19 protein-coding genes are annotated in these 19462 nt (G+C 45.5%); 12 read left to right on the forward strand and 7 right to left on the reverse strand.

The annotated features are described in order from the left end of the window. Window positions 1–40: 40 nt before the first annotated feature. Window positions 41–502 carry a hypothetical protein gene (locus QUB26_RS05060; RefSeq protein ID WP_333237343.1) on the reverse strand — a complete coding sequence of 154 codons (462 nt, stop codon included), beginning with the start codon at window positions 500–502 and terminating at the stop codon, window positions 41–43. A 317-nt stretch (window positions 503–819) separates the two neighbouring features. On the opposite strand from QUB26_RS05060, the gene QUB26_RS05065 reads away from it, so the two are divergent. The 4 genes from QUB26_RS05065 to QUB26_RS05080 all read left to right on the forward strand — a co-directional run bounded on the left by QUB26_RS05065 (window position 820) and on the right by QUB26_RS05080 (window position 2924). Continuing rightward, window positions 820–1443 (forward strand): alpha/beta fold hydrolase, encoded by a 624-nt coding sequence (locus QUB26_RS05065; protein WP_333237341.1) that lies wholly within the window; start codon window positions 820–822, stop codon window positions 1441–1443. After that, on the forward strand, window positions 1440–2051 hold the full coding sequence (locus QUB26_RS05070) for an alpha/beta fold hydrolase (RefSeq protein WP_333237339.1): 612 nt from the start codon (window positions 1440–1442) through the stop codon (window positions 2049–2051). The genes QUB26_RS05065 and QUB26_RS05070 overlap by 4 nt, the downstream gene beginning before the upstream one ends. Window positions 2052–2196: 145 nt before the next feature. Further along, window positions 2197–2469, forward strand: a complete 273-nt coding sequence (locus tag QUB26_RS05075) for a hypothetical protein (protein ID WP_333237337.1) — start codon at window positions 2197–2199, stop codon at window positions 2467–2469. Window positions 2470–2471: 2 nt separating this feature from the next. Beyond that, window positions 2472–2924: an HNH endonuclease signature motif containing protein gene (locus QUB26_RS05080; protein WP_333317014.1), complete on the forward strand. Its 453-nt coding sequence runs from the start codon at window positions 2472–2474 to the stop codon at window positions 2922–2924. 143 nt (window positions 2925–3067) lie between these two features. On the opposite strand, the gene QUB26_RS05085 is transcribed toward QUB26_RS05080, so the two are convergent. Further along, complete coding sequence (locus QUB26_RS05085; RefSeq protein ID WP_242724508.1) at window positions 3068–3499, reverse strand: VOC family protein; 432 nt, start codon at window positions 3497–3499, stop codon at window positions 3068–3070. 11 nt (window positions 3500–3510) lie between these two features. Here QUB26_RS05085 and QUB26_RS05090 point away from each other — a divergent pair, with 11 nt between their 5' ends. Further along, window positions 3511–4377, forward strand: a complete 867-nt coding sequence (locus QUB26_RS05090) for a TIGR00297 family protein (protein WP_333317017.1) — start codon at window positions 3511–3513, stop codon at window positions 4375–4377. Between the two features lie 277 nt (window positions 4378–4654). Here QUB26_RS05090 and hetR read toward each other — a convergent pair whose 3' ends face one another. The 4 genes from hetR to QUB26_RS05110 all read right to left on the reverse strand — a co-directional run bounded on the left by hetR (window position 4655) and on the right by QUB26_RS05110 (window position 9386). Next, window positions 4655–5560, reverse strand: a complete 906-nt coding sequence (hetR, locus tag QUB26_RS05095; protein WP_333034952.1) for a heterocyst differentiation master regulator HetR — start codon at window positions 5558–5560, stop codon at window positions 4655–4657. 853 nt (window positions 5561–6413) lie between these two features. Next, window positions 6414–6641, reverse strand: a complete 228-nt coding sequence (locus QUB26_RS05100; RefSeq protein ID WP_333237331.1) for a hypothetical protein — start codon at window positions 6639–6641, stop codon at window positions 6414–6416. A gap of 604 nt (window positions 6642–7245) precedes the next feature. Beyond that, on the reverse strand, window positions 7246–7485 hold the full coding sequence (locus tag QUB26_RS05105; protein WP_333237329.1) for a hypothetical protein: 240 nt from the start codon (window positions 7483–7485) through the stop codon (window positions 7246–7248). Between the two features lie 98 nt (window positions 7486–7583). After that, the gene (locus QUB26_RS05110; protein ID WP_333317019.1) at window positions 7584–9386 is read right to left on the reverse strand and encodes an FAD-dependent oxidoreductase; all 1803 of its coding nucleotides are present in this window, start codon (window positions 9384–9386) and stop codon (window positions 7584–7586) included. Between the two features lie 351 nt (window positions 9387–9737). On the opposite strand from QUB26_RS05110, the gene cysC reads away from it, so the two are divergent. From cysC to QUB26_RS05125, 3 genes are all read left to right on the forward strand, one after another. Next, window positions 9738–10262: an adenylyl-sulfate kinase gene (gene cysC, locus QUB26_RS05115; RefSeq protein WP_333153245.1), complete on the forward strand. Its 525-nt coding sequence runs from the start codon at window positions 9738–9740 to the stop codon at window positions 10260–10262. A 37-nt stretch (window positions 10263–10299) separates the two neighbouring features. Further along, window positions 10300–12027: an SLBB domain-containing protein gene (locus QUB26_RS05120; protein ID WP_333237324.1), complete on the forward strand. Its 1728-nt coding sequence runs from the start codon at window positions 10300–10302 to the stop codon at window positions 12025–12027. A 143-nt stretch (window positions 12028–12170) separates the two neighbouring features. Continuing rightward, window positions 12171–14495, forward strand: coding sequence for a polysaccharide biosynthesis tyrosine autokinase (locus QUB26_RS05125; RefSeq protein ID WP_333237322.1), 2325 nt, complete (start codon window positions 12171–12173; stop codon window positions 14493–14495). Window positions 14496–14520: 25 nt separating this feature from the next. On the opposite strand, the gene QUB26_RS05130 is transcribed toward QUB26_RS05125, so the two are convergent. Continuing rightward, entirely contained in the window at window positions 14521–14763 is a 243-nt protein-coding gene (locus tag QUB26_RS05130; RefSeq protein WP_333237320.1) for a hypothetical protein, read from the reverse strand. A 340-nt stretch (window positions 14764–15103) separates the two neighbouring features. Between QUB26_RS05130 and QUB26_RS05135 the strand changes: the two genes are divergently transcribed. The 4 genes from QUB26_RS05135 (at window position 15104) to QUB26_RS05150 (ending at window position 19370) form a co-directional block, all read left to right on the forward strand. After that, complete coding sequence (locus QUB26_RS05135) at window positions 15104–16471, forward strand: NAD-dependent succinate-semialdehyde dehydrogenase (RefSeq protein WP_333237318.1); 1368 nt, start codon at window positions 15104–15106, stop codon at window positions 16469–16471. Between the two features lie 142 nt (window positions 16472–16613). Further along, window positions 16614–18251 carry an acetolactate synthase large subunit gene (locus QUB26_RS05140; RefSeq protein ID WP_333237317.1) on the forward strand — a complete coding sequence of 546 codons (1638 nt, stop codon included), beginning with the start codon at window positions 16614–16616 and terminating at the stop codon, window positions 18249–18251. Between the two features lie 184 nt (window positions 18252–18435). Next, entirely contained in the window at window positions 18436–18714 is a 279-nt protein-coding gene (locus QUB26_RS05145; RefSeq protein ID WP_333237315.1) for a DUF2283 domain-containing protein, read from the forward strand. Between the two features lie 29 nt (window positions 18715–18743). Continuing rightward, entirely contained in the window at window positions 18744–19370 is a 627-nt protein-coding gene (locus tag QUB26_RS05150) for a type II toxin-antitoxin system antitoxin SocA domain-containing protein (protein WP_333237313.1), read from the forward strand. Window positions 19371–19462 lie beyond the last annotated feature (92 nt).

Consider the following 19462-nt stretch of genomic DNA (forward strand, 5'->3'; position numbering starts at 1 on the left):
TTATCCAATGCCCAATTCCCTATTATCAATTCCCAATTTCCTACTTCGTTTTCACCTGACGAGCCATTTCCCGGAAATTGTTCATGCTGGGGCCAGGGCTCCGACGACTTCCAGTTGGTGTCGGCATTAAATTATTAGGAGCAAAAGTCCGATTCGGTTCAGCTTGACTCGGCACTTTGCCGTTAGTTGCTGCAACCGCAGGTACCTTCGCAGGTTCGGGAGTATTAGCAGGAACGCTAGCGACTGGTTCCTTGTCTTTCTTAGACTTTTTCTCTACCTTAGCCTTCTTAGCAGGTTCAGACTTCTCAGACTTTTCAGACTTAACAGGCTCAACTTTTGCCGGTGCGATCGCCACAGGCTCAGACTTCGCAGGCGCAACTTTTGCTGGTTCCTTCGCTCCCGATTCACCCAAATCTAGGAAATATTCAGACTTTTTCAAGCCCAATAGTCTGCCGAAAAAGCCGAAAATACCGCCGAAGAAATTTTTGATAAAACCAAACATTAGACTTACTCCTTTTGTTCTTTTAGAGAAATTTTTACAAGCTTGTCAACAAAATTAGACTACGAGGTAAGGCAACTTTTGTCTACATTTCTTAATCAAAATTTACATTTTGCTGTATCTAAGCTACCTCATCAAAGCAAATTACTAAGTATAAATACCAGGCTGCTTTGCACTTATTTACAAGTATCTCAGAATTTGTTAGGGATTCCCACTAATGGTCGATCGTACCTCGATCCGATTGGCTAGCTGTCCTAGTAGGGGTAAAACTCCCTAGGGGAGTGATTTATGCTGTAATTAGCAAGCAATTTTCTTTTCAAATGAACAGTTCGCTCGATCGCAATCCCGTCATCCTGATACACGGCATCTGGGACACAAAGATGATTTTCAGCAAAATGTCCGCCCGCCTCACCCAACTCGGATGGTCAGTCCACAGCCTCAACCTCACCCCCAACGACGGTAGCCTCAGCCTCGACTTACTCGCCAAGCAACTCGCAGACTACATCTCTGAAACCTTCGACCCAGAACAATCTTTAGACATAGTAGGCTACAGCATGGGCGGCATCGTCAGCCGCTACTACGTCCAGCGACTCGGAGGAATCAACCGCGTACAGCGTTTCATCACCCTCTCTTCCCCCCACCACGGCACCCTCACCGCCTATTCCCTACGCCTACCAGGATACCTGGATATGCGCCCCGATAGTGGCTTGCTGCGCGATTTGAATCAAGATGTGACAATGCTCAAACGCATAAACTTTACATCAATGTGGACGCCATTTGACATAATGATTGTACCGGCGAACAGCTCCCAAATGCCAGTAGGTAAAGAAGTTAAAGTCAACGTTTTGCTGCACCGCCAAATGGTGACAGAAGCCCTAAGTATTAACGCAATAGTTGAAGAACTCAAAGCACCTATAGAAAATAAAATTCCCACTGAAAAATGAATAGCAATTTCAGCCGCAACCCAGTCTTGCTAATTCACGGAATCTTCCGAAAATCGGGAATTTTTCACAAAATGTCTGCCTACCTGACCCAACTGGGATGGTCAGTCTACACCCTCAATCTTTCGCCCCATTGGGGCAACGCCAGCATAGACGAATTAGCCCAACAAATAGCAGATTATATAGACAAAACCTTTGCGCCTGAACAGCATTTAGATATAGTAGGATGGAGCATGGGCGGCTTAGTAACTCGCTACTACCTGCAAAGGTTAGGCGGCCTTAACCGAGTGCAGCGCTTTATTGCCATATCTTCTCCTCACAGCGGTACTTGGATGGCTTACACTCTCTGGGGAAAAGGCTGCGTTCAAATGCGTCCTGGCAGTGCTTTTCTGGAAGATTTAAATCGAGATGCAGGATTGTTAGAAAAGCTCAATTTTACTTCGATTTGGACAGATTGGGATTTCATCATCGTACCCGCTTCTAGTTCCCAAATATCGGCGGCCAAAGAAGTTAAATTGTCGGTTTTTGCCCATGCCATGATGGCGAGGCATTCCAGCAGTTTAAAAGCGGTCGCTGAAGCACTGTCAGAACCCTTAAAGATTGATAAATAGCTGGCTGTAAAGTAAAACGCTCTGCTTTGAAAACCTCGATTTTTTTTTAAAATTAGGGGTTCGGTCTTCGGTATTTTCGAGTCTAGCTAGACGGATTTAAAATTTATTGATATAATCTTAATTGACACCCATAAAATCAACAATTATGATCGTCCTGCCCAAACTGGAAAATCTGCGAGACACTCTGCCTATAGAAGGAGCAGTTCGCATTGAATTAGTGGAAGGAATACCGATTTTCCGAGCCTCTACAACAGTCAAAAATCGCATAGAAGAACTGTTGGAAAAACAACAAAATTTGCAACTCAATCCCGAAGAAGACCAAGAACTGAATCTTTACGAAGAAATCGACGATTACCTCAGTTTTGTCAATCGAACTGTCCGCAATCTTTTCTTGGGCCAGATTCAGCCTACAGTATAGAAATGTCAGCTCGCCGTCAAATTCCTGAGAATATCCAAAATCAAGTTCGTCAGAGAGCAAACTGTCTGTGTGAATATTGCCATGCTTCCGAACAATGGCAGTATGTAGAGTTTACGATCGAGCACATCATTCCTCTCACTAAAAAAGGGAGTAACAATATTGACAATTTGGCACTAGCTTGCTTTCATTGCAACCGTCAAAAATCCGATAAAACTACAGCCATAGATACCCAGTCGAGTGTAGAATTACCATTGTTTAATCCCAGACAAGATACCTGGAACGAACATTTTATTTGGTCGGCGGATGGATTATCAATAGTTGGTTTAACTACAATTGGACGAGCTACAGTTACAGCATTAGTCTTAAATCGAGAAAGAGTTATTAATATTCGTACTGCTGACAAAGCTATAGGGCGACATCCACCAGCAGGTGATTTGATTCAATCCGAAAGTTGATATGCTGAAGTGCATTTAAATTGTATAGTCAAATTTAAGAAAATTCTTGTGGGGAGTAGGGGTTGGGCGTCTCGCCCGCCCCAAAAAGACAATTTAGATGCCCAACAGTTTATGCTGCAACTGGTTGTTATTTCGCGCAGCAATCAAACAGCATCCCCAACTTCAGCGTATTCGCTGCGGCCAAAAATTGCTTCAGCTTCACAATAATACTTGAACTCAAGTATATTGTGGAAAGGGTCTTCTAAGAAGAAAGTGCGGTGTTCTGTAGGCAAACCAACAAATCGCCGTCTCGGTTCTTGATAGAAATTTAAGTTGTTTTGCTGGGCTTTCTCTAACAACGCTTCCCAGTCAGCTTCGGAAGTAAAAATTAACCCAAAATGCCGGGGATAGATGCCTCGCTGAGGCGTCAAAGGTTCGCGGCTGACGTGGGCGACAATTTGATGGCCGCACAAACCCATAATCGCAGAATTAGGCGATTCGCGACCTAGTTGGCAGCCGAGCCCGTCTACATAGAACGCTTTGGTTTGGGCAATATCGGTCACGGGGAAGGCAAGATGAAATAAGACTTGGTTCATGGAGGTAGTAAATGCAGAATTCAGAATTGTTCTTTAATTATTTATCTTGGTCTAATCCTTGGTTGATGGCGATCGCCCTAAATACATTTTTACTCACGATCGCCACCATTGCTCCTAAAAAATTGCTCACTCCTGCTGGGCAATTTCACGGCTGGGTATTGGGCGTCCTCATCTGGGGCTGTTTGGGATGGCAAGGCTATGCTGTCGTGATGTTTTACTTTCTTGTCGGATCGGGAGTTACGCGCATCGGCAAAGCCCAAAAAGAAGCAGAAGGCATAGCCGAAAAGCGTTCAGGCGCCAGAGGCCCAGAAAATGTCTGGGGTTCGGCTTTAACCGCTACTCTTTGCGCTTTGGGAGTTTTGGCATTATCTATTTTAGGAGATACAGGCGAGATGTCTGTTTTAGGAGAGACAGGCAAGATGTCTGTTTTAGCAGACACAGGCAAGATGCCTGTGCCACAAGATGCTATTTCCCTGTTATTGCTGGGTTACGCGGCGAGTTTTTGCACCAAACTTTCCGATACCTGCGCCAGCGAAATCGGCAAAGCTTACGGGAAGCGGACTTTTTTGATTACCAGCTTGCAACCTGTACCCAGGGGTACGGAAGGGGCCGTAAGTTTGGAAGGAACGATCGCGGGTATTGTCGGCTCAATTTTGATTGCGCTTTTAAGTTGGGCCGTAGGTTTAATTGACTTGACAGGGATTGTTTTTTGTGTTATTGCAGCTTTTATTGCCACGAACATAGAGAGTGTGATTGGGGCGACGGTGCAATCAAAGTTTGAGTGGCTGACGAACGAGGTGGTAAATTTTTTCAATACGCTCATAGGAGCGATCGCAGCGATTATTTTAGCGGCGACCTGGAGAGCTTTTTTAGCTTAGGAATGAGAATTAAATAACTTCCACTCTTGAAAGTGGGATGGGCGTCCCGCCCATCCCACAATAACAATTAAAATTGTAAGTTATTTAATTCGCGATCCTTAGTTAATCCTGGACGCATTCGCGGCCCAAGAAACCTAGTTTTTTACGAGAATTCAAACGATTAACGCAGTATTTTTGGAAAAAAAGTCGGTTGCGCCATCCAGGGCTATTAGCTATTAATCATTAGTCATTAGTCTCAAGCAATCAACTCATGACTAATGATTAATAGTTAATCAAACTAAGCGTCGTCCTGCGGCCCAAAAACCATTTGTAAAATCATCGTCGGTTCGCCCCGCTTGTGATAGCGATCGGCCCAATTGCGAATAATTTCATCTAATTCCTCAAGGGCTTGGTCGAGCCGTTCCGGCGGAATATCCAAAGTCTCCATAATTCGCATCACCTTCGGTTGTTTTTCCGCCCAATCCTTCATCAGCCGGAAATATCTAGCCGTATCCTCAACCATAGTAAATGTCCGCTCTTCCTGCTCTGCCGGAGAGTAAGTAGCGCGAGTGAGGGCATAAAACGGCATTCCCCAAGGAGAATCAATGCGAGTCACTGTCCCAGAATAGATCAAGCGTCGCTTAATGTGTTCTGCTAGAGCTTCGCTCAAAGGCATTCGTCTTTCTGGAGACATATCTTCTTGCGATCGCCTGTGCAGAAACTCGATCAACTCCATAAACTGAAAAGAATTGATCAGTTGAGCATCAGGCGGATTCGGAGGAATCTTGCCTTCGAGATATTTTTTTTCATCTACAGTCAAATTGTTTCCCGGAATGCGAGGGCGTCCCGGCATCCAACCATACTGTTCCAGCCAGACATAAGGAAACTGAATCAAATATCTAGGTTCTTGGGAACCCAACATTTTCAGCAATTTTCCCTGAGTCAGAGCTTCCCGGACTTCCTCAACAATCACCTTCACCCGTTTAGGCTCAATGTGATGCAAATGTCCAGTCATCCGCAGGTTGTTGTCCTGCTCCATATAAGTCATATAAATGGCACACTTAGCCGCCGTTGCGGCCGCGTCTAGAAACGCCCCGTGCCTGTGCCCACTGGTTCTCATGGCGCTAAACGCCAGATATAGCATGATCTGATCCATTGCACTAGGGCTGAGGCTTTTGACCAGATCTAAAGAGTCATTTTTCATCACTATCCCCGAAATAGCCAAATTAGGAGGCATTTTGTCATCCTCCATTAAATTATTGCGAGAGCGCCGAATCAAGCATAGCCGACTGTTGCCGGAAAGCTTGCCAGCTACCCTAATATTCAGGTTAGTTAATTTCCCTGAGGTAACAGGGGCATGGGCTTAAAGGCTATCAACACCGCATAAGTGGTTCTTATTGGTGGCCAATTTAAGTAGATTGCTGCACCCTCTGCGCTGACAGTTTACCTATATATAAGTTAGTTATCGCAAGTTAATTATAGTGCAGCGGTTGAAAATTAAACCCTACCTGTGGGGGGGAGAAGGTAAATAACTGTTGCGATGCCAAGAATTTGAGGCGACTCCGAGCCCCTAATTCTTGAATAGTCATGGATGCCCAAACCCGGTTTTATCAACTAAAATAAGGCTGTTGCATAATTGCGGGAAGATTTTGATAGTTTTGTGGGATGGGATCTCGTTGCCCGTCCGCTGTATTTTCACAGCAGGCGGGACACCCCACAAGAATCCTCCTCAAATTGTGCAACCCCAAAATAAGGGGTGGAGCGCGAGGGATATCGTTTGAAAAACCCAGATGATCCGAGGCCTGTGGTTAGTGCTTGTTTAATTGAAGCGTTTTCAATACAAAACCGCCACATACTAGAATCTATCTCTAGGTAGATGGCGGTTTCCCGTTTATATGCTAACATATTTCAAACAAAAAACAATCTTCTCAGAACTGTCCACAAAAAGTGCAGTTGTCGCTTAACCTGAAACACTAGAATTCCAGAAAATCCGATCGAGCGATCGAATGAACGGCCCAAAGCAACTCAGTTGTGGTAATCACTTGCGTCCAGTGCGATTAGAAATCTTGTAGCGGATGAGTGTAAACATTAGACTCGGTAAAATCCCTGCGGTTGCCTCGCCTCTTAATAGGACGCTCGGGCTTTTGTTGAGTTTGGGCTGACAACATATATTGGGCGGTGGCAGTTTCGAGCATGGGGAGTGAAGATTCAAAAGCTTGAGCGGCGCTGGCACTCAAGGTAATGCCCAACAGGCTCAGTAAAGCAATTGCAGTGTAGGTTTTCATGGGTAGTATTCGTCTCAGTATCTATTTAGAGATACGACATTTACCCAGACCTATCAGGATGAATTTCCCTGAAATTATCAAACTATAGAATTAGGAATCAGGAATCAGGAATCAGGAATCATAAGGAAGAAGGAAAAAGAAAGAAGGAAAAAGGCTTTAGTTAAGCTATCGCGCCTTTAAATTGTCTCCTAAAATCCTTGTATAAAAAGCGGAAAATTATCTTTACCTCTCCCTTTCTCACCCTCTCCCCCTCCCGAAGCAACAGACACTTTAGATGCGTAGCATCTGATCTATGAGAGCAGCCAGAAGTCGATGTAAAATGAAATAAAATCTCTTGCTTCAGTAATAAAAAAAATCCTAATTGCACTACCCAGAAGGTTGCAATAATATACAAAACCGCCAAATACGAGCTTCAATGTCTCGATAGATGGCGGTTTAAGGTTTATATGCTATCATCACATAAAAGAATATCCTAATGACTGTAAACAAGAAATGCAGTTGCCTTGGAAACCAGAAAAACTATCATCCCAGGAAATCAGATTCAGCGCTCGACACGGGCGGCAGAAACTAACTCAATAACGGAAATCGCTTTCGTCCAATGTCATTAAAATGCTTGTAGTTGATGAGTGTAAAGATTAGGTTCACTGAACTCTCGGCGTCCGCTGCCTCTTTCAGGAGAACGATCGCCCCTTTGTTCGGTTTGGGCGGATAAAATGTATGAAGCGGTGGCAACTTCCAGCAGTCCGACGAGGGATTCAAAGGCTCGAACGACAGTGGCGCTCAAAGTAACGCCCAAAAGACTCTGTAAAGCAATCTGTAAAGCAATTGGTGTGTAAGTTTGCATGGGGTTAGTATCCGTGTCATTGTCTATTAACTGATACGGACTCTCCCCGATCTATCAGGATAAATTTCTGTGAATTTTTCGGATCTCTGCAAAAAACCTCACCTCTTCAATTCTACTGAGTCCGCCAGCAGCCAAGCACCTGCCGAATTCAGCCTGCCCCATACTGTCAGAGGCTTTTCGGTTTCGCAACTGTGTAAAAATCTGTCGGTTTCCGAGTCCAAAGTCACGAGTTGCCAAGTTTGACCGGCCGCAGATGCGGGGCTTGTCAGCGTTAGTGTCCAGTCTTGTTCGCGGAGGCGACGGAAAATGCCAGAAAATTGGCTGTGGGTATTTGCTGTTTGACTGCTTGGTTTTTCTACTGACTCCTGACATTCGCCGCTGGCGGGATATGCTTGGGGTCGATCGAGATAATAGCGTTGCCAATCGAGCCAGTCCGATCGATCCCGTGTCAAATTAAATAAAGGAATAACCGCCGCACTCGCCTCGGAATCTTGCAGCAAAGCTTCCTGCAAAACTCTCACCGGCAAGTCCCGCGGCTGACATCCAGATTCCGCGCACAAAGCCGCCGCCATCCCCGCCGCCTGTCCAATATTCATTACCGTCGGTTGCAAGCGAGTTGCACCGTTAGCGATGTGAGATACGGAAATATTTTTTTCGCAGACTAGCAAACCGTCCGTACTCGCAGGAATTAGCGCGCTGTAAGGAATGGTAAACGGAGTTCCAGTCCAGCGGCCGCCCCAGCGGATCGATTTTGGCTGCAAGGGAATGTCGCCACTGGGGTAGTGGTGGTCATTGGCATAGTTGCCGATCGCAATTGTTTCACAAATACCCTCAGAATTTATCGGCAACTTCGCGACTCTTCCACCGACAATAGGCAAAATATCTTGTTCTGTGACTGTACTTATCCCTCGCAAGCGGCGACTTTCTCGGTAGTAAGGATGTAAGGCAAAGGAAGAAAGAAGGGAAGAATTTTGTTGATTGTCGATCGTTGAAATGGGGAAAATATTCTGTGCTAAGCCGTAGCGGGGGCCGAGTTGCGTTTGAATGAAGCGGGCGAAACTTTGAGTATGCCAGAGACTTTCTTGCAGGAATTCTTGTCGAGATGCTTCAGATGCAATTAGTCGATCGACCCCTTCACCATAATCATTACCTCGAATCGGCCAATTAATCATCAACAATCCCCCCGGAAGCCTGCCGTAATTGAGAAATTGTTCGGGAGTGTAACCGTCCCAAGCACCGATAAATCGATCGGGATTCTCAACAGGCGGCGCAGGAATTTCTGGCGCCAGCGCACCTTTACCAAAATCCTGCATGATTGCCACCCAAGTCGGAGCTTGCACCGAATAACGCTCTGTGAGAGCATTAGAGGCAGCCGGCGCGCTGGGTTCTCCCCACTCGGCTTGGAATTCCCAACCCCAGCGGTGCCCAACATCCGCTAAAGCCAGCAAATCTCCCAATTCCGTTGCATCCAAAGTGATTTTGGCCGAAACCGTAAAATCTGCAAACTGAACGCCAGAAATGCGAGATTCTTCAAATAGCACATCTTGAGCTTTTTGTCCACAAATCCACTGTAAGTTCGGCAAACATTTAACCCAATCAGCGAAAATTTCAGCCCCGGTGCGGGGATCGTAAGTAAAAAAACTTACCCAGCCCCAATCCAAACCTCCCGGCTGTCGCTGCTGGAGTTCCCGGAGAAACGCGCCCCACAAACCAGTTTGAAAAGCTGCTAATTCATTGCCATCGGGGGCAGAAACGCCAGCAGAAGTCAGCATTCCTCCCAGCCAGGGGAATTCACTTACTAAAATAGTTTTGGCCCCTCGGCGGGCTGCTTGCACGGCTGCGGCAGTGCCGCCAGTGCCGCCACCGACTACCAAAACATCTGCTTTTAAGACCGAAGACATGGGCAATACCATTTTAGATTTTAGATTTTAGATTTTAGATTGCAAGAGGCTCATTCATCATGTAAGGTGCGACCACAAGCACCCAGAGGATAGATGTTCGGCGTTGGCGATCGCGAATTGAATTTTGGTGTGTAAAGACTTGACAAATAATAAATCGGGAATTATGTATGCAGCGAGGGCACAATTTTGTTACTAAATGACCGCCCAATCGATCGCAAATTTTGATTTCTCACTTTTGGCGCGCAAATATTGCCAATATGACACCGCGAATAACGATAATAGAAAAAAGGGAACCGCATCTATAAAGTTTTACGTCTTAATAATTTCCAAGTTAGTAATTAACGGCTGAAAATGGAAAAAGGTTTTATTTTGTGGTTTACCGGGCTGAGCGGTTCCGGCAAGACAACTATCACCAAAGCTCTCGAACCCGAATTGAAGGCAAGAGGTTGCAAAGTTGAAATATTGGATGGAGATGTCGTTCGCACCAACTTGTCAAAAGGTTTGGGATTTAGCCAAGAAGACAGAGATACTAATATTCGGCGGATTGGATTTGTAGCTCACCTGCTGAGCCGCAATGGAGTAGCCGTAATGACCGCAGCTATTAGCCCCTACAGAGCAATTCGCGACGAAATTAGAGCAATGGAGCCCCATTTTGTTGAAGTATATATCACAGCGCCGTTAGAAGTGTGCGAAGGTCGCGATGTCAAGGGGCTATACGCTAAGGCGAGAGCAGGAGAAATTAAGGGTTTTACGGGAATTGACGATCCTTATGAAGAACCGCTTAATCCTGAGATTATTTGTTACACAGAGCGAGAAAGTGTGGAAGAGAGTGTTAAAAAAGTTCTGACCAAGTTAGAACAGTTGGGTTACATTTGATGTTGGCGGGGTTGGATGAGGATAGGGGCAAAAAGCGATGGTGGTGAAAAGTTATTCGCACGGCGTGCAACTTGAGAAAAAATCTCATCCTTGTGTCCCCTTCGCGGAGAGGGAGGGTGAAGAATTTCTCCCATTTCCTGCAAGAAGAGGGGCTCAGGGAGACATTTCCAGCAAAAGCTGCAAGCTAAGTTATTGGGCAAGCAATGCTGTCAAAAGTTTAATGATTCAAAGTTTAACAGTGTCAGTGCTGGCGGCGGTGGGTTCATCTCCTGCAGCGGCCCAGTTTATGCCTCCTCCTCCTCCTCCTGCGGATGCGGGTTCTCCTGTTCCTGTACCAGTACCCGCAGCGCCGGGATTTCCGGGATTTCCGGCAACTGAACCTTCAAGTGTACGATCGGAAGTTTACACTTTAGGCGCGGGCGATCGTATTCAAATGGACATCTTCAACGTCCCGGAATACAGCGGCCCCAACGGTCAACACCAAGTACAGGCCGACGGTTCCCTGAGTTTGCCGTTAATTGGCAGCGTTTCGGTGTACGGGATGACCCTAGAACAAGCTTCTAATGCTGTTAAAGACAAATACGGCAAATACCTCAAACGCCCTTGGATTACCCTGAAACTGCTGGCGCCGCGTCCTTTGCAAATTGCGATCGCGGGCGAAATCAACCGCCCCGGAGCCTATACAATATCCTCAGCAGCAGGCCCCGGAGGCACAGCAGAGCAAATGGGAACTCAAATGCCAACGATATCGCGGGCTCTGCGAATGGCAGGCGGAATTACCCAGTCAGCAGACGTGCGACAAATCAAAATCCGCCGCCCCCAGCGCAACGCACCGGAACAAATTATTAGTGTGGATTTGTGGGAATTATTGCAAAACGGCGATTTGCGGGCCGATATGACTTTGCGCGACGGCGATACTATATTTATTCCCACTGTAACTAGCCTCAACCGCCAAGAAGCACCGACTTTAGCAGTAGCTAACATTACCGGACAAAGCACTCAACCAATTAATATTGCTGTGGTGGGCGAAGTAACTCGCCCCGGTACTTATACTTTGACAAAAGAGGCTCAAAGTAGGGTACAAGAGAATGAAATGGGTGAAAATTCTGGTTTGTTTGCTGCCAGCGAAACCAACGGCGGGGAAAATGTTTTGCAGCAAACTGTAACGAGGGCAATTAAAATGGCGGGCGGCATTACGCCGATAGCTGATATCCGACAAATACAAGTTCGCCGCCTGACACGGGCGGGTACAGAACAAATTATTAATGTCAATTTGTGGCAACTTTTGGAAGGGGGAGATGTATCCCAAGATTTAGCGCTGCAACAGGGAGATACGGTAATCGTTCCCAAAGCCGAAAATCTCGATGAAACCCAAGACGAACAAGTTGCTAATTCTAATTTTTCACCGGATACGATTAGGGTGAACATTGTAGGAGAAGTCGTGAAACCGGGAACGATTGCGGTGGTGCCCAACACTACTTTAAATCAAGCGCTGGTAGCAGCGGGAGGTTTTAATAAAGCGCGGGCAGAAATGGATTCGGTGAATTTAATTCGCCTCAATCCTAACGGCACCGTTTCGCAGCTAACTGTTAAGGTGGATTTTTCTGCAACTGCCAATGAAGAAACTAATCCCAAACTGAAAAATAATGATGTAATTATGGTAAGGCGATCGGGTCGCGCTACGTTCTCGGATAATGTAGGAGGGACTCTCGCTCCTCTCAGCCCGCTGTTAGGAATATTTCGGTTGTTCGATATTTTTCGGTGATTTGAATAAACTGGCATTAAGACCTCAGAAACCCGCTTTATAGAAAAAATTGCGGTTTGGTAATGAAATATCTAGGAATCAACCGATTGCCTGAAACTCCGCCACCAATACAGACGTTTAAACTAATAAGTTGTAGAAATCAAATGAAACCAGGGAAACAATCTCAAGTAGCACTGTTTAATCATAAAAAAGCCGCTGATTTGCAAAAAATGTCTTCTGGGCTTTATGGAGAAGATCAATTTTTAGGCAGCAACAAAACCGAGACAGAAGAGTTAACTTTTTGGGAAGTTTGCCGCAGTCGCTCCATCTTAGTAATCGGCGTAGCAGCGGCAGTGACTACCGGAGTTTTCGCCTGGACACTGAATCAAAAAAGCGAGTACGAAGGGCGCTTTCAATTATTAGTAGAACCAGCCGTTACGCAAAATACTTTAGCCAAAATCTACTCGGGTGAGCTGAAACTGCAACCAGCGGCGCCCGCGACGACAGAAAATGCTGGTTTTGACTACGAATCGCAAATTCAAGTTTTACAAAGCCCGCAAGTAATGGCGCCGATTATTAAAGAGTTGCAGGCTAAGTATCCTGACATAAATTACAACTACCTCTTGAACCAAAAAGCAGATAATTTGCCGTTTTCTCAGGAAACTAGGTTGTCAATTAATCGATTCAAAAATACCAAGATTATCGAAGTTAGATATCGGGATTACGATCCGAAAAAAATTCAGTTTGTTTTGGAAAAAGTTGCGCTAGGCTACCGCAACTACAGCGTGCAAGATACCACAACTCAAATTAGTCAGACTCTGGATTTTGTAAAATCGAAAATTCCCAATCAGCAAAAACGCCAACAAGCTCTGCAAACAGAAATTCAAAAGTTGCGGCAGCAGTACAATTTCATCGACCCGCAAATTCAAACGCAACAACTCGCGCAGCAAATCAGTGAACTTCAAACGCAAAGATTGGAAGCGCAATCGCAGCTCAATCAGCAGAGATTGCTCTATTCCAATCTGCAAAATCAGCTCGGATTAAACCAGAAGCAAGCGCTGATGGCCTCGGCTCTGAGTCAAGCTCCCCGCTATCAAGCGATGTTGACTCAATTGCAGCAATTAGAAGGGCAAATTGCGATTAACTCGGCTACGTTTACAGACGAAACTCCGCAAATGCAATTGTTGCGAGAACAGCGCAAGAACCTGATTCCTTTGTTGAAGAAAGAAGCCCAACAGGTTCTGGGAACTGATTTGGCTAAGGTAAATTCGCAAGTGCTGGCTTTTCAAGATCCGGTGCGGATTAAGTTAATCGAGCAGTTTATTGGTACTGCTAATTTAATTCAGGTGCTGGGCGTGCGGAATCAAGTTTTGGAACAAGCTGCTAAGCAGTTGAATCAATACTCTCAAGGATTACCAGTGATTTTGCGGCGCTATTCGGATTTGCAGCGCGAGTTGGATTTAACTAACAATACGCTGAATGGTTTGCTGGCAAAACAGCAAGCTTTGCAGCTTGAAGCTGTGGGTAAAAAAGAGGTGGCTTGGGAAGTTATTGCTAAGCCGGAAATTCCGCGCTACAAAAATGGCGAGTTGATGGCTGTTGCTCCGATTATGCCTTTGAATTTGGCTTTGGGGGGATTGGCTGGTTTGCTGTTTGGTATGCTGACGGCGCAGTTGGCGGAACGGTTTAAAAATAAAACGGTGTTCCAAACTCCAGAGGATGTCAAACAGTCGATTCGCCTGCCTTTGTTGGGGGTAATTCCTGCTAGCGATAAAATTTTGAGACTTCCTCCTGCTGAGACAAGCCCGGTGGATGTGTCAATTTCGCCGATGCCGACGGATGCTTTTCAAGAAGCTTTTCGATCGCTCAATGCGAATATTCGTTTACTAAACCTTGATACTCCGATTAATTCTTGCGTAATTACTTCTTGTCAAGTAGGTGACGGCAAGTCTACGGTAGCAGTAAATCTGGCGCGGGCGGCGGCTGCAATGGGGCAGCAAGTGCTGTTGGTGGATGGGGATTTGCGGCGTCCGCAGGTACACGAAATGCTGGGTTTACCGAATTGGCAAGGCCTGCACAATGTGATTGCTGATGATGTGGATGTGCAAAAGGTGATTGTGCGATCGCCCCGCGATGAAAATTTGTTTGTGTTAACTTCCGGCCCGGTTCCTTTCGATCCCACAAAGGTGCTTTCTTCCAAAAAAATGCAGCATTTAATGGCAGCTTTGTCAAGTCATTTTGATTTAGTTATTTACGATACTGCACCACTTTTGGGTTTGGCGGATGCGAATTTGTTGGCGGCTCACACTAACGGATTGATGCTGGTAGTAGGGCTGCATCAAACTGAGCGGGAGGCGCTGGTGTTGGCTTTTGAAGATTTGAAAATGGCGGGAATTCCGCTGTTGGGAATGGTGGCGAATAACGATAAAGGCAGCAGGTATTACTATCAGTCTTACGTGCAGGATTACGTTCAGGAACAGTCTGTTTGAGGGAGGGGAATTGAGAAATGTTTAGCTAATTATCGTGGGGTTCGTCGCTGCGAGATTTTCGCTCTTTTTTGGGATTTTTGATGGCGACGCACCCTGCGGCGCGAGATTTTCGCTTTTTTTGAGGATTTTTGATGGCGACGCACCCTACGGCTAATTCTTGCAAGGTGCGTCGCTGCGAGATTTTCGCTTTTTTTGAGGATTTTTGATGGCGACGCACCCTACGGCTATACTGTTCTTGAGAATGCAAGGCGGGCGCGACACCCGACAAGATATTTCATCCATCTTGCAGCCTTAATTGTGAATAAAGCTTTCAGGGGCGGGCGGGACGCCCCACAAGAACATTTAACTTTTGTGGAAAAGGCCGGAAAGCCTGTTCTTGAGATTTGTGCGTGATTTCAGAAAGACAAATTTTCTTAAGATTTGCGATCGAGACTCTGAACTATAATAAAAAGTAGAGAAATTTAAACAAATCGCGGCACTTGCAACTTAGCAATATCTGAAAGAAAACGTGGCAGGTAAATTCCTATTTTGTAATACCTTGATACAACTCCCTGCCTCGGCTCAAAACTAGCAGGGAGTTTTGTGTTTTTCACACAGGAGATGAAACAATGGCTATTGCTACTATCAACCCGGCAACGGGAGAAACGCTGAAAACTTTCGAGCCGATCGCGGATGAGGTAATAGAAGCTAAGCTGGAATTAGCACAGCAAGCTTTTAAGAAATACCGCCAACTGCCGTTTGAGCAGAGAGCTCTGTGGATGCAGAAAGCTGCAGACATCTTGGAGCGCGATCGCGAAATTTACGCTGAAATGATGACCCTGGAAATGGGTAAAACGCTCAAATCTGCGATCGGCGAAGTGGAAAAATGCGCCTTAGTTTGTCGGTATTACGCCAAAAATGCCGCTCAATTTATGGCAGACGTACCGGCAACCACTGACGCTAGCAGCAGCTTTGTCCGCTACCAACCGCTAGGCGCTATTTTAGCCGTTATGCCCTGGAATTTCCCATTTTGGCAAGTTTTTCGGTTTGCGGCGCCGGCGCTGATGGCGGGCAATGTCGGCTTGCTAAAACACGCTTCCAACGTGCCTCAGTGCGCTTTGAAAATCGAAGAAATTTTCATGGAAGCTGGCTTTCCCGAAGGAGTTTTTCAAACTTTGTTAGTGGGCGCCGACAAAGTAGCTGATATCGTTGCGGACGATCGTATAAAAGCAGCAACCCTCACCGGTAGCGAACCAGCGGGTGAAAGTTTGGCAGCAAATGCGGGCAAAAATTTGAAAAAAGTAGTGCTGGAATTGGGAGGAAGCGACCCATTTATTGTGATGTCGAGCGCCGATGTAGCAGCAGCTTTATCAACTGCTGTGACATCCCGGATGCTCAATAACGGTCAATCTTGCATCGCCGCCAAACGCTTTATTTTAGCAGAAGAGATTGCCGACGAATTCATCACAGGATTTGTCGAAAAATTCGAGCAATTAAAAGTAGGCGATCCGATGTTGCCCGAAACCGATATCGGCCCTTTAGCTACTCCCGCAATCCTCAAAGATTTGGACAATCAAGTGCAAACTTGCATCCAATCGGGAGCAAAACTTCTGACAGGTGGCCGCCCATTGTCAGAGAATGCCGGCAATTTCTACTTGCCAACTATTCTGGCAGATATTCCGCCGAATGCCTCTGCCCGTCAAGAAGAATTTTTCGGGCCCGTAGCTTTAGTATTCCGAGTTGCAGGCATTGATGAGGCGATCGCCCTGGCAAACAGCACATCTTTTGGCTTGGGTGCGTCAGCTTGGACTACAGTAAACTCAGAGAGCGATCGATTTATTTCCGAACTAGAGGCCGGCGCGGTATTCATCAACGGTTTAGTAAAATCCGACCCTAGATTGCCCTTCGGCGGGATCAAACGCTCCGGTTACGGACGCGAATTGAGCATCCAAGGAATGCACGAATTTGTTAACATAAAAACAGTGTGGGTGAAATAAGCTCCCACTCTATCAACCGATCGCACAAATCTACATAAGTCTGCGTTTATCTGCGTTTATCTGCGGTTAAAAATTTCCATTTAGTATTTGTGCGATCGGTTGAAAAAGACAAAAAAACCATTAACCGAGGAGAGAAACGGAAATGAACACAGCTCAACTATTGGTAAAATGTTTAGAAAATGAAGGCGTCGAATACGTCTTCGGACTTCCAGGAGAAGAAAATTTAGAAGTTCTAGAAGCCCTGAGAAACTCTTCAATTAAATTTATTACTACTCGCCACGAACAAGGCGCGGCTTTCATGGCAGACGTTTACGGTCGTCTCACCGGCAAAGCGGGCGTTTGCTTGTCCACCTTGGGCCCCGGCGCAACTAACTTAATGACAGGAGTTGCTGACGCCAACTTAGACGGCGCTCCTTTAATAGCAATTACCGGACAAGTCGGCACAGACAGGATGCACATAGAATCGCACCAATACTTAGATTTGGTCGCCATGTTTGCGCCCGTTACTAAGTGGAATGCTCAGATTGTCCGTCCCAGCACGACGGCAGAAATTGTCCGCAAAGCCTTTAAAGTAGCTCAAAGTGAAAAGCCGGGAGCAGTTCACATTGACTTACCTGAAAACATCGCAGCAATGCCGGCTGAAGGAACTCCGCTCACCAAAGATAACCGCGAAAAAACTTTTGGCGCTTACCAAAGCTTGAATAAAGCCGCTGTGGCAATTTCCAAGGCAAAAAGTCCTCTGCTTTTAGTAGGAAACGGCGCGATCCGCGCTAACGCCAGCGATGCTTTGACACAATTTGCTACTCGATTGAATATTCCTGTAGCTAATACTTTCATGGGCAAAGGTGTAATTCCTTACACTCATCCTTTGGCACTGTGGACGACGGGATTGCAAAAACGGGATTACATTAGTTGTGCTTTTGAAGAAACGGATTTAGTGATTGCTGTTGGCTACGATTTGATTGAATATTCCCCGAAGAAGTGGAATCCAGAAGGAAAAATTCCGATTATTCACATTGGATCTTTGCCAGCCGAAATTGACAGCAGTTATATTCCTCTTATAGAAGTTGTGGGAGATATTTCTGATTCCCTCAATGAAATTTTGCAGCGTGCCGATCGCATGGAGAAAGTAGACCCTTTTGCTAAGCAATTGCGGGCGGATATTCGCGCTGGGTACGAACAATATGCAGCCGACGACGGTTTCCCGATCAAGCCACAAAAACTCATTTACGATTTGCGGCAAATCCTGGACCCGGAAGATATTCTTATATCTGATGTGGGAGCTCACAAAATGTGGATCGCGCGGCACTATCATTGCGATCGCCCGAATACCTGTTTGATTTCCAACGGCTTTGCGGCGATGGGAATTGCGATTCCGGGTGCGGTAGCTGCAAAACTCGTTTATCCCGATCGCAAAGTAGTAGCCGCCACCGGCGACGGTGGTTTTATGATGAATTGCCAAGAGTTAGAAACTGCTTTGCGAGTCGGTACTAATTTTGTGACGTTGATATTTAATGACGGCGGTTACGGGTTAATTGAATGGAAGCAGCAAGATTATTTTGGTCATTCAGATTTCGTAAAATTTGGCAATCCCGACTTTGTGAAATTTGCGGAAAGTATGGGTTTAAAAGGCTATCGAGTGGAATCTGCAACAGATTTTATTCCGATTCTGAAAGAAGCCCTGGCTCAAGATGTCCCTTGCGTGATTGACTGTCCGGTAGACTATCGGGAAAATGCGCGTTTCAGTCAATTATCTGGGGATATGAGTTGCAATTTGTAAGAGTAGCTAGAGCCTCGGCTTCTTTAATAAGTCGGGGTTCTAATAATGGACATTCTTCGAGATATGGTAAGGGTCGCAAGGGTAGGTATGTTGTAGTAGCTGTTGTCAATGATACAGTTCCGAGAGAGCGCTATTGGATCGTGACAGCTTACTTAACAAAAAATGTTACCCAAGGAGAGATAATATGGCAGAAAAACTAACTTTTAAATACGATGCTATTGGAGATATTTTGTACGTCAATAAATGTTCCCCTTATGCAGAGCAAGAATCGCAAGAACTAGAATATGGAATTGTGGCTCGTCTCAATCCTGACACGGAGGAAATTGAAAATCTGGAAGTTATGTTTTTCTCCAAGCGGTTGCGAGAGAGTAATGTATTTGAATTGCCGATTGTGGGTGAGTTGCACTTGAGTTATAATGCTTATAAAAGACTGCATACGTCATTATTCCTCACTGTTTGCTAGAATTATTTAAGTCAGCTCTAAGGACGACCATGACTGAAGCTATCTCAACAAAAAATGAATATCAAATAACAGTGAGTTCTCCAGTTTGGCAAAGAGTTGAGCAAATTGCTGCAGAATTTAACTTGTCCGTTTCTGAACTATTGGAACAGATAGGCGAAGGTCAACTCAAAGTTGTTGCCGTTCCAGGTAGTTCAGTAAAAGTGAGTGAGCAAGATATTGCAAATGCTTTCATTTGGTTGGCCGCCCAAACTAATGTAGCAATCAACGCCTACAAGCTACAAAAACTCATGTATTACGCTCAAGCTTGGTATTTAGGAGTTTACGGAAAGCCACTATTTGATGTAGATTTTAAAGCAGAGATTCACGGGCCGGTTATTCCTGATTTATTAGAAAAGTATCAACGCCAATTTAGTTGGGAACGCATTACAGAGAAAATCGAACAACCGAAAATTCCCCAAAAAGTTGGGCAATTTATCGAAGAAGTTGCGGAGGCATATTTTGAGTATGATGATGAAACTTTGGAACGAATGATTTGCAGTGAAAAACCTTGGCTGGAAGCGAGAGGGGATTTGCCGAGAGACGAATCTTGTTATGGGATTATTTCTCACGAATCGATGAAGAAATATTATTCGGGCCGTTTCTTCTCTAAAGAATAAGCTCCGAGGCATTTAAATTGCACGACCGAATACAATTAAACTTTTGTGGGGTGGGCATCCTGCCCGCCCTAAAGATATAAGTTAAATGCACA

It is taken from the genome of Microcoleus sp. B4-C1, from assembly GCF_036705285.1.
Taxonomy (GTDB): domain Bacteria; phylum Cyanobacteriota; class Cyanobacteriia; order Cyanobacteriales; family Microcoleaceae; genus Microcoleus.

Bases quoted from the DNA above. Each gene is read 5' to 3' on its own strand.
- QUB26_RS05060 (WP_333237343.1), bottom strand. From the start codon at position 502: ATGTTTGGTTTTATCAAAAATTTCTTCGGCGGTATTTTCGGCTTTTTC.
- QUB26_RS05065 (WP_333237341.1), top strand. From the start codon at position 820: ATGAACAGTTCGCTCGATCGCAATCCCGTCATCCTGATACACGGCATC.
- QUB26_RS05070 (WP_333237339.1), top strand. From the start codon at position 1,440: ATGAATAGCAATTTCAGCCGCAACCCAGTCTTGCTAATTCACGGAATC.
- QUB26_RS05075 (WP_333237337.1), top strand. From the start codon at position 2,197: ATGATCGTCCTGCCCAAACTGGAAAATCTGCGAGACACTCTGCCTATA.
- QUB26_RS05080 (WP_333317014.1), top strand. From the start codon at position 2,472: ATGTCAGCTCGCCGTCAAATTCCTGAGAATATCCAAAATCAAGTTCGT.
- QUB26_RS05085 (WP_242724508.1), bottom strand. From the start codon at position 3,499: ATGAACCAAGTCTTATTTCATCTTGCCTTCCCCGTGACCGATATTGCC.
- QUB26_RS05090 (WP_333317017.1), top strand. From the start codon at position 3,511: ATGCAGAATTCAGAATTGTTCTTTAATTATTTATCTTGGTCTAATCCT.
- hetR (WP_333034952.1), bottom strand. From the start codon at position 5,560: ATGAAAAATGACTCTTTAGATCTGGTCAAAAGCCTCAGCCCTAGTGCA.
- QUB26_RS05100 (WP_333237331.1), bottom strand. From the start codon at position 6,641: ATGAAAACCTACACTGCAATTGCTTTACTGAGCCTGTTGGGCATTACC.
- QUB26_RS05105 (WP_333237329.1), bottom strand. From the start codon at position 7,485: ATGCAAACTTACACACCAATTGCTTTACAGATTGCTTTACAGAGTCTT.
- QUB26_RS05110 (WP_333317019.1), bottom strand. From the start codon at position 9,386: ATGTCTTCGGTCTTAAAAGCAGATGTTTTGGTAGTCGGTGGCGGCACT.
- cysC (WP_333153245.1), top strand. From the start codon at position 9,738: ATGGAAAAAGGTTTTATTTTGTGGTTTACCGGGCTGAGCGGTTCCGGC.
- QUB26_RS05120 (WP_333237324.1), top strand. From the start codon at position 10,300: ATGGTGGTGAAAAGTTATTCGCACGGCGTGCAACTTGAGAAAAAATCT.
- QUB26_RS05125 (WP_333237322.1), top strand. From the start codon at position 12,171: ATGAAACCAGGGAAACAATCTCAAGTAGCACTGTTTAATCATAAAAAA.
- QUB26_RS05135 (WP_333237318.1), top strand. From the start codon at position 15,104: ATGGCTATTGCTACTATCAACCCGGCAACGGGAGAAACGCTGAAAACT.
- QUB26_RS05140 (WP_333237317.1), top strand. From the start codon at position 16,614: ATGAACACAGCTCAACTATTGGTAAAATGTTTAGAAAATGAAGGCGTC.
- QUB26_RS05145 (WP_333237315.1), top strand. From the start codon at position 18,436: ATGGCAGAAAAACTAACTTTTAAATACGATGCTATTGGAGATATTTTG.
- QUB26_RS05150 (WP_333237313.1), top strand. From the start codon at position 18,744: ATGACTGAAGCTATCTCAACAAAAAATGAATATCAAATAACAGTGAGT.